We start from the raw sequence: 9819 nt of genomic DNA, 5'->3' as shown, positions 1-9819 counted from the left end.
AATGAGAAGCAGGCTGTAAAGGATCATGTGTACCTGCTGTTTGAGTCGGCTATCGTGGAAAGCCAGCTATACCGGAACCAGTGGCCGGTACAGGAAGCGAAGAAAATGGCGTTGGGACTGCTGTAACGCGGCGCCACATCGCCTCCGGCGATTTTCCGCGGATTTTGTCTGACTCAGGATTATGATGATTAACCTGATTATACTGAGTTATTTTTGGGATTTTAAAGGATTTTCTTCTTTATCTCCCTTAATTATTTCCAGGCAATGTAAAAATAAAACTCAGGTTAATCATCATAATCCTGAGTCAGACAAAACTCCGCATAATATTCGCTTATATCTTCTATTACTTCTATACAAAAAAATAAAATCAGTGTAATCAGCGTAATCATCATAATCCTGAGTCAGACAAAATTCGCGCTTATATCTTCTATTACTTCTATACAAAAAAATAAAATCAGCGTAATCAGCGTAATCATCATAATCCTGAGTCAGACAAAATTCGCGCATCGCCGAAGGCGATCTTTTTTAAAACCTAAAGATAGACAGATCGATCTATCTAATATACTTATCACTTCTAAAATCTTCTATCATGGAAAAAAAATTCCCCCTCCCTCCGTTTACGAAAGAAACCGCCCTGCAGAAAGTGCAGATGGCGGAAGACGCCTGGAACAGCCGCGATCCGCAAAAGGTTTCAATGGTGTATACGCCGGACACCGTATGGCGCAACCGCGACCAGTTTATCAATGGCCGGGAAGAAGTAGTGGCCTTTCTTACAAAGAAATGGCAGAAGGAGCTGGACTACCGCCTCAAAAAAGAGCTTTGGAGCTTTACGGATAACCATATCGCCGTATGCTTTGAATATGAATGGCATGATCATACCGGCAACTGGTTCCGCTCTTACGGTAATGAACTATGGGAGTTTAACGCCGACGGGCTGATGCAACGCAGGCTGGCCGCCATTAATGATGTGCCCATTAAAAGCAGTGAAAGGAAATTCCGGGAACCGGAAGACCTGGTACTGGCCTGTTAAAACATAATAAATGATTATTGTGGTTACCCGGGTAATCACAATAATCTGTTCATGGTGTGAATTTTGTAACTTTGCGGGATGAATAAAACAGAATCACTCCGGGAATTTTATGAACACAAGTTCCAGACTGTACCAGATAAGTTGCAGCAGGATATCGGGCATTTTAATGTATTCCGGCTGGAAGACTGTGTGGTGGACGGCCAATCGACAGTTAGCTACAGTCGCCGCGACTTCTACAAAATAAGCCTGCTGAGAGGCCACAATATTTATCATTATGCAGATAAAACAACCGAAATAAAAGGCAGTACGCTCATCTTTTTTAACCCGCAGGTACCGTATGGCTGGGAGCCACTCTCAGATAACAGCGGCTATTTCTGCATTTTCAGGGAGTCCTTTTTCACCGGGGCCACCCGCGGCAACCTGCACGACCTGCCGATGATGACGCCGGGCGGCATTCCTTCTTACCAGCTAACAAAAGCCCAGGACAAAGAAGTATCACAACTCTTTAAAAAGATGGTGACGGAAATCAATTCGGATTATGTGTACAAATACGACCTGCTGCGCAGTTATCTTATGGAGGTTATTCATTACGCATTAAAGATGCAGCCCTCCGAAACCCTGTACCAGCATGCAGACGCAAAGTCGCGCATCACAGCGGTATTTACCGAACTGCTGGAGCGGCAATTTCCTATTGAGTCGCCGTCGCAGCGTTTTGTAATGCGCTCTGCCAACGACTTTGCCAAACAGCTTTCCGTTCACGTAAACCACCTGAACCGCGCCATCCGCGATACCACGGGAAAAACCACTACTGCCCACATTGCAGAGCGCATCACTGCCGAAGCGATGGCTTTACTAAAGCACACCAACTGGAATGTGGCGGAGATCAGCTATGCCCTGGGATTTGAGGAACCTGCTCATTTCAGTAACTTCTTTAAAAAACAAACCAGTATCACCCCCGGAGCTTTCCGCGTTGTTTGATTTTTGCAATTAATGGTTTGATAGATGTAACAACCGGCTGCTATCCCTGATCTACTTTTGTGAGAACAAAAACACAAAGATCATGGACAACAAAAAAGTATGGTTTGTAACCGGCGCTTCCAAAGGATTAGGCCGTTCCCTCGTAAAACAGTTATTAAGTAAAGGATATAAGGTAGCTGCTACCTCCCGCAGTATCGACGATCTCCGTAAAGTGGCCACAGGCGATAATTTCCTGCCACTTTCCGTGGACCTGACAACAGAAAGCAGCATACAGGCCGCCGTAAAGGAAACCATCAGCCGCTTCGGACGTATAGATGTACTGGTGAACAATGCCGGCTACGGACAGGTAGGCAGTATTGAAGAACTGTCGGATGCCGAATCACGCAGTAACTTTGATGTGAACGTATTCGGGCTGCTGAATGTAACCCGCAGCATACTGCCGTATATGAGGGCGCAGCAATCAGGACAGATCTTTAATATCTCCTCCATTGCCGGTTTTATCGGCACCTTCCCCGGCTTCGGCATCTATTGCGCTACCAAATTTGCAGTAGACGGTTTATCAGAATCACTGGCAACGGAAGTAAAGCCATTTGGTATTTCAGTAACCATCGTGTCTCCCGGTTATTTCAGAACCGACTTCCTTACTTCCGGCTCCCTCGGTTTGCCCGCTAACCAGCTGGCTGCTTACCAGACCGTTCGTGCAGCGCAACAGGCGCACCAGGAAGAGATCAACGGCAATCAACCGGGTGATCCCGAAAAAGCGGTAGCCGCCATCATTGACGTTGCAGCGGAAGAAAACCCACCGCTCCACCTCTTCCTCGGTGAAGACGCATACAACCTTGCCTACCAGAAAATAGCGGCCATAGAAGCCGACCTGGAACAGTGGAAAGAAGTAACGGTAGGTACGGCTATAGCGTAGTGCTTCCGCATCGCCTCCGGCGATTTTAAATTGTCTTGGAGCAGGATTAGGCTGATTATACTGATTAACTGGATTTGATTTTTTTGATTAATAAAAGATTTGGGGAGATATAAGCGCATTCGCTTACATCTCCCCGAATCAAAAAAAACAACATGATCAAATCCAGTTAATCAGTATAATCAGCCTAATCCTGCTCCAAGACAATTTAAAATCGCCGAAGGCGATCACTGGGAAAGCGTTACATTAAAGTCGGCCCCCAACTCCAGTTTGCCTTCCCGTTCCTCATTACTGCCTGGGATTTTCAAACCTTTGATCTTGGTGGTTTTGCCTTTGGTGAGCAGGTCGGTGATATGCTTATCAGTGAGCTTTTTACCAAGTATTTCAAATGGCAGCTTGAAGCCACATGCCGAGAAATTGGCGCAGCCATAAGCGGTATTGCCTTTTTTAAGCGGGTGCGCTTTGCACTTAGGGCATTGCAGTTCTTCTATTACAATTACCTTTTTAGGCTTCGGTTCCTTTTTGGGTTTCTCTTTTTCCTCCGGCACAGGTGGCGGATCGGGCGCAATGGTAATGAATTTGTAGCTGGCGGTTTTTACTTCTTTGGTAAGATCTACCACCATCTGTATCAGTTCATCTTTAAAGGTATCCATGGCATACTCGCCTTTTTCTATAAGACGTAGCTTCCGTTCCCACTGCCCGGTTAATTCGGCGCTTTTAAGCAGTTCTGTTTGTATGGTGTCTATCAGGTCAATGCCGGTTTGTGTGGCATAGATATTTTTCTTTTTCTTCTCGATATATTTCCTGCGGAACAGTGTTTCAATGATATTGGCGCGGGTAGATGGACGGCCAATGCCGTTGTCTTTCAACAGTTCCCTCATTTCTTCATCATCCACCTGTTTGCCTGCCGTTTCCATTGCCCTCAACAAAGTAGCTTCTGTAAAGGCTTTGGGCGGAGAGGTTTTACCCTGGTGGATGCGTGGGGTATGCGGGCCGCTCTCGCCCACCTCAAAATGAGGCAGTATTTTTTCTTCTTCTTCCCCTTCTTTTTTCTCTTTTACATCGTTGGCATATACTTCCTTCCAGCCCGGTTCAATGATCTGTTTACCGGTCACTTTAAAAGGTACCTGCCCTACCTTACCGAGCACGGTAGTATTGGAGATCTTACATTCCGGGTAAAAGGCAGCGATAAAGCGACGGGCTACCAGGTCGTAGATCCGTTTTTCTTCCAGCGGAAGCCCACCGGGATGCTGGCCGGTAGGGATAATGGCATGGTGATCTGTTACCTTCTTATCATCGAAAACGGTTTTCAGCTTCGGGATAGGATTCGCCAGCAGCGGGGCGGTAAGCGCGCTGTAGGGCGTCATATCCTGCAGGATGCCGGCGATTTTCGGGTGCAGGTCTTCCGAGAGGTAAGTGGTATCTACCCTGGGGTAGGTGGTCAGTTTCTTCTCGTAAAGGTTCTGGATATATTTCAACGTATCGTCTGCAGAGAAACCGAATTTTTTATTGGCTTCTACCTGCAGGGCGGTGAGGTCGAACAGGCGCGGGTTCCCTTCTTTCCCATCTTTCTTTTCGAAAGAAGTCACTTCAAACGGGTGCTCTTTGAGATAGGCAAGCCCTTTGGCGGCCTTATCTGGTGTTTTGAGCCGGTCGATAGCCGCGGTGAATTCCGTTTCCCGGTAAATGGTTTTTAATTCCCAGTAGTCTTCCGACACAAAGGCATTGATTTCTTTTTGACGCTGCACGATCATAGCCAGGGTAGGTGTTTGCACCCTTCCGATCGATAACACCACTTTACCCTGTGCAAATTTTTTGGTGAACAGGCGGGTGGCGTTCATCCCCAGGAGCCAGTCGCCTATGGCGCGTGCGCTGCCTGCTGCATAAAGGTTGTTATATTGTTCGGCTGCTTTCAGGTGTTGAAATCCATCGCGGATAGCCTCCACCGTTAGTGACGATATCCACAGCCTTTTAACAGGCGCAGTGCATTTAGCTTTCAGCAGTACCCAACGTTGTATCAGTTCTCCTTCCTGGCCGGCATCCCCGCAGTTGATCACCTCTTCACAGGCCTGTACCAGGGTTTCTATAATTTTAAACTGCTTCTGTACGCCTGAATTCTCAATCAGTTTGATCCCAAAGCTGGGAGGGATCATCGGCAGATCTTCCAGTCGCCAGAACTTCCATTGCTCGTAGTAATCGTGCGGCTCCTTAAGGGTGCAGAAATGTCCGAAAGTCCAGGTAACCTGGTAGCCATTGCCCTCATAGTAGCCCTCTTTGCGTTGGTTCGCACCGATCACTTCTGCAATATCCCTTGCCACACTTGGTTTTTCAGCAATGCAAACTTTCATAATCGATTAAAATTGGGTAACAAAGGTCGGATAAAAAGTTGTAACCGTGCACAATGCTAAGTTACAATCCATGGAAATACCGGGAAAACAAACCCGCCGTTTTTGCCGCTTTTCGCCGGAATCGGTGATGCCTGAAGTGACTTAGTGCATTCACAGTGTATGAGGAGTGTATCACGAGAGTATCAGGAGAGCATGATGACTGTATGACGACTGTATGGTGGCAGTATAAAGAGTACTGCACATACACGACTCCTAAGTACCGGAGAAGTATCCGTGAAGTAACTGTACAATACAACATCTAAAATAATCAAGCACACATTTTAACTTTTAGGGTACGGAAATACCTGTTAATTTAAGGGAGATTTGAAACAGAAAATCCTTTTTCCTTATGCGCTTCGCTACCCTTGTACTATTGTTTGCCTTATCTCTTCCGGCTGCAGCCCAGTACCCTGCTGCCTTTGACGGAAGCTTTGAAAGTAATAGCCCCGGCGGCGGTTTGCCCTATGGTTGGATCAACTGGGGCGGAAATTATTATCTCGAGGTGGATACCAGCGCCAGCTACGAAGGGCACAATGCCTTACGCATTACTCCATTGGGCAAAACGGGCAACCACGATTTCGGCTGCGCCGTTAAACGCATCCCGGTTACGTTTGCCGGGAAAACAATTACGCTCAATGGCTACCTGAAGCTGGATTCAGTTGCCGGTGGTTACGGCGGATTATTCATGCGGGTGGATAACCGCTCCGGCGCGGTATACAAAATGGACAATATGCGGAACCGGAAGCTGCAGGGAACCACCGCCTGGCAAAAGTACAGTATTCACCTTCCCCTGCCCGAGGGCGGCGGTACGGTATACGTTGGCGCCATTAACAGCAGCAGCGGTAAAGTGTGGGCGGATAACCTGGAAGTACTGGTAGATGGGAAACCATTGAAAGATGCGCCACCGCTGCGCGTATTTAAAGCCGACAGTGATCATGCTTTTGATAACGGATCAGGGATAACTATTCCTTCCCTCACCACCCAACAGGAAAAACACCTGGAAGTGCTGGGAAAAGTTTGGGGCTTCCTGAAATACTATCATCCCGCTGTAATGGCCGGGGAATATAACTGGGACTATGAACTGTTCCGCATCTTACCGGAAATATTGAACAGCAGCAGCGAAACAGCCAGGAATGAAGTACTGCTTCGCTGGGTGAACCGGCTCACCGTCCCGGAAGAAGCCCGGCGTGCGCGTAACAGTCAACAAACCATCAAATTCAAACCGGACCTCGACTGGCTCTCAGATGAGAAAACATTAGGCCCGGCATTGTCTGCATCGCTGAAAAAAGTGGAAGCGCTGAATCGTGAGGACTTCAATTACTACCTGGGCATGGAACCTGCCGGTAACCCCGCGTTTAAGAATGAACAGGCCTACAACAATATGCCATACCCCGATGCCGGTTTCCGGCTGCTGGCGCTGTACCGCTACTGGAACATCATACAGTACTGCTTCCCTTATAAGCATCTTATCACGGAAGGCTGGAACAATAAGCTGCCGGAGTTCATTCCCGCTATGGTAAATGCCGCGGATACCGCTGCCTATCAAACTGTACTGCTAAGGCTGATTGCTTCCATCCATGATTCCCATGCAGGCGTATCCAGCCCCAACCTGGTGATCCGTGGCGCAGACAGATTTAAAACACTGCCGCTACGGGTGCGCTTCGCAGAAGAAAAAGCTGTGCTGCTGAAAGTAGCCGATGAAAAATGTGGATTGCGCAAAGGAGATGTTATTACTGCTATCAATAAAGAACCAGTGACTGCAATCGTTAAAAGACTGCTGCCGCTTACTTCCGCTTCCAACTACGCCACACAGCTGAACAGGATAGAGCGCATACTGTTTCAAACGCGCGACAGCTCCCTGCTCCTCGATTATGAAAGGGATGGCGCCACCGGTAGCGTAACCGTGCCCGCAGTAACTTACAAAGAGGCCATGGTGATCTACGATCCGCCGGTTGGGCCCTGGAAAATGATCGGTGAAGATGTGGGCTATGTATACCCGGGCACTTTTAAGAACACACAAATGGATTCCATAAGAGAGGCGTTTAAAAATACAAAAGGGATGGTGATAGATCTGCGTTCTTACCCGGCAGACAACCTGCTGTCATCGCTCGTGCCATACGTACTGCCATCACCTGTACCCTTTGTGAAGTTTACAGTAGGAAGCGTACGGCAACCAGGCCAGTTTGGAATGACAGGTGAAATGAAGGCCGGCTCAAAGAATAAAGACTACTACAAAGGCAAGGTAGTGATCCTGGTAAACGCTACTACCCAAAGCAATGCAGAGTTTATAACCATGGCATTACGATTGGCTCCGCGTGCGGTAGTACTGGGCAGCACTACCGCCGGTGCGGATGGGAATGTATCCTACTTTGCATTGCCCGGCGGCATACAAACACTGATCACCGGTATCGGTGTGTATTATCCTGATGGCAGGGAAACACAGCGCACCGGAATTGGGCCTGATATTGTAATGGAACCAACGGTGAAGGGTATACGTGAAAACAGGGACGAGCTGCTGGATAAGGCCCTGGCCATTATCAGGGAATAAATTATTTGGAGGGCAGGGAGTATTTCTTCGCTGCTTTATTATATTTCTTCAGGTACTTCCGGTCTTTTTTAACACCCACCGCTGTTAGAATACCGGAAGTTTCTGCTTTTACCCAATAGTTAAAAATAAATTTTTCCCGGTCCCGCTCAAAGAACATCCGCGTAGGCCGCTGATGGCTGTTCCTCAGTAAAAGGTTCGCCAGCGAGGTGAACAAACGGGCTTTAAAACCCTGGCGCGTGGAATCTTTTTTATTCAGTACCTGTACGTTCAGCCCGCGATAGTAAAAATTCATGACGCCCAGCGTGGCGTATTTATTCCCCGACCATTGTGAAAAGATGGTATCTGCATAGCCACGTCTTACTTTCACCGCCGCCATGGGAATGGCTACTGCATTGAAATCCTGCAGGTTCATCGGCGCCAGGTAACTCTCTGCGGTAAACCCGGAAAGTGAATCCCCATAAGATTCATGATAGGAAAAACGCCGGATGGGATTCCCCAGCAATCTGCCGCTGGCCTGCACCAACAGGCTGTCGCTGCCGCTGTAGGTATTGCCGAAATGAGTGATCAGCGCGTTGATATCCGTAATAGGTACAGCCGACCATTTATTGGTAGCCTTCGACGATTCATTCACTGTTACGGCCGATTGCCGCACTTCGATGGAATCTACCTGCAAGGCAAATGGAATAGTGTGGATCAATTTCGTAGGCATCCATTTTTCTATGCCGTGCTGAAACGGTATTCGTTTATCCCTGGCCGTAGTAAGCAGCGTATTGTCTACGGTAATTTTCCTGATGGCAATAGTTGTATCACCGGGTTGCTCATGCATATGGATACCACTGATCTGCAGGGCGTCTCCTTTTACGGTAATGTAATCGCGCTGCCAGCGGGCGGTACGGAAGGTTTCTTCGGCCGTAAGATTAGGCGTTACTTCAAAATTGTTCAAATGAAATGTTTGGGTGGCAGGATCCAGTGTAAAGTTATCCGCATGGGCATGAAGCTGTTTATTGCGGTATTGCATGCCACCCTGGCTGATGCTGATATTGTTAACAAATGAGGCCCATTTCAGTTGTTGTCCCTGTTTCCAGGAAAAAGCGGCATCGTTAAACATGCCGGATAGCTGCTGCAGCGTTAGCTCCATCGTATCGGCATGGTGCAGGGCTAATTGCGCATCCTGCCACTTCAGGGCCACGCGGGAGCGTAAGTCCAGGTGGCCGGATGGATCTTTATGCAAGGTACCTTTATGCAGTTGCAGCTGTAGCTGCGGCATTGTAAACTGTGTGCCGGTATGGTGAAAGGCCAGCGACGATAACTCCAGGTTCATACCATCATACTGCAAACGGGGCTGCTTACCGGTATGCATGGTAATCCCGCTGCCGTTCAGCTTCGCCTGTGTTTCCAGGCGGGTGGTGTCTTTTCCTTTAATACCGGTATGCGAAAGGGTAGCCGTAGCTATGGCCAGCTGAGGGATAACCATTTTGCTGAAATCCGTACTGTGAATGTTGGTTTGAATATCGGCAGAAGGAAGGTTTACTTTAGTATAGCCGTTACTGTTATATAATGTTACATCGGCAGCTGTAATGTACGTATGCCCGTTGCCATTAAATTGCACATGGCCTGCAGCAGCATCCATTGCTTTGTTATGATGACTGATGTGATGGAGTGAGCCCGTAGCAGATGCCCAGGTAAAGAAGCGTTGTCGTGTGCGTACATCTTTCAAAGCTATTTTATCTGCCAGGAAACTACTCTGTTCACCTGTTCCCTCACTGTTGAATTGTATGTTGCCAATGTACAGTTGGGCAATACGGATTACCGGCAGATCTTTTGCCGGCCCTTCTTTTTTAACGCCATTGTGATGCGCCTGTATATTCACGGCGCCTATTTTTAGTACATCTACCTGTATATCTTTTGTTTGCTGGAATACGTCCCAGTCGAACACTTCCCAGTAAAGATCCTGTGCGGC

General features: G+C 47.9%; 6 protein-coding genes. 4 read left to right on the top strand and 2 right to left on the bottom strand.

The window, feature by feature from the left end; translation table 11 throughout:
- Positions 1-589: 589 nt before the first annotated feature.
- The 3 genes from VIM72_RS07790 (at position 590) to VIM72_RS07780 (ending at position 2927) form a co-directional block, all read left to right on the top strand.
- Positions 590-1030, top strand: coding sequence for a nuclear transport factor 2 family protein (locus VIM72_RS07790; RefSeq protein WP_332002275.1), 441 nt, complete (start codon positions 590-592; stop codon positions 1028-1030).
- 78 nt (positions 1031-1108) lie between these two features.
- Positions 1109-2008, top strand: coding sequence for an AraC family transcriptional regulator (locus tag VIM72_RS07785; protein ID WP_332002274.1), 900 nt, complete (start codon positions 1109-1111; stop codon positions 2006-2008).
- Between the two features lie 82 nt (positions 2009-2090).
- Positions 2091-2927 (top strand): oxidoreductase, encoded by an 837-nt coding sequence (locus tag VIM72_RS07780; protein WP_332002273.1) that lies wholly within the window; start codon positions 2091-2093, stop codon positions 2925-2927.
- Between the two features lie 224 nt (positions 2928-3151).
- On the opposite strand, the gene VIM72_RS07775 is transcribed toward VIM72_RS07780, so the two are convergent.
- Positions 3152-5272, bottom strand: a complete 2121-nt coding sequence (locus VIM72_RS07775; RefSeq protein WP_332002272.1) for a DNA topoisomerase 3 — start codon at positions 5270-5272, stop codon at positions 3152-3154.
- A 388-nt stretch (positions 5273-5660) separates the two neighbouring features.
- Here VIM72_RS07775 and VIM72_RS07770 point away from each other — a divergent pair, with 388 nt between their 5' ends.
- Positions 5661-7859 (top strand): S41 family peptidase, encoded by a 2199-nt coding sequence (locus tag VIM72_RS07770; RefSeq protein ID WP_332002271.1) that lies wholly within the window; start codon positions 5661-5663, stop codon positions 7857-7859.
- A 1-nt stretch (position 7860) separates the two neighbouring features.
- Here VIM72_RS07770 and VIM72_RS07765 read toward each other — a convergent pair.
- Positions 7861-9819, bottom strand: a 1959-nt coding sequence (locus VIM72_RS07765; RefSeq protein WP_332002270.1) for a hypothetical protein, incomplete at its 5' end; no start/stop codon positions are given.

The organism is Chitinophaga sp. (genome assembly GCF_036569185.1).
Taxonomy (GTDB): domain Bacteria; phylum Bacteroidota; class Bacteroidia; order Chitinophagales; family Chitinophagaceae; genus Chitinophaga.
This window is presented reverse-complemented; position numbering and strand designations above follow the sequence as displayed.

Excerpts from the sequence above, each read along its gene's own strand:
- VIM72_RS07775 (WP_332002272.1), bottom strand. The coding sequence starts at position 5,272 with ATGAAAGTTTGCATTGCTGAAAAACCAAGTGTGGCAAGGGATATTGCA.
- VIM72_RS07770 (WP_332002271.1), top strand. The coding sequence starts at position 5,661 with ATGCGCTTCGCTACCCTTGTACTATTGTTTGCCTTATCTCTTCCGGCT.
- VIM72_RS07790 (WP_332002275.1), top strand. The coding sequence starts at position 590 with ATGGAAAAAAAATTCCCCCTCCCTCCGTTTACGAAAGAAACCGCCCTG.
- VIM72_RS07780 (WP_332002273.1), top strand. The coding sequence starts at position 2,091 with ATGGACAACAAAAAAGTATGGTTTGTAACCGGCGCTTCCAAAGGATTA.
- VIM72_RS07785 (WP_332002274.1), top strand. The coding sequence starts at position 1,109 with ATGAATAAAACAGAATCACTCCGGGAATTTTATGAACACAAGTTCCAG.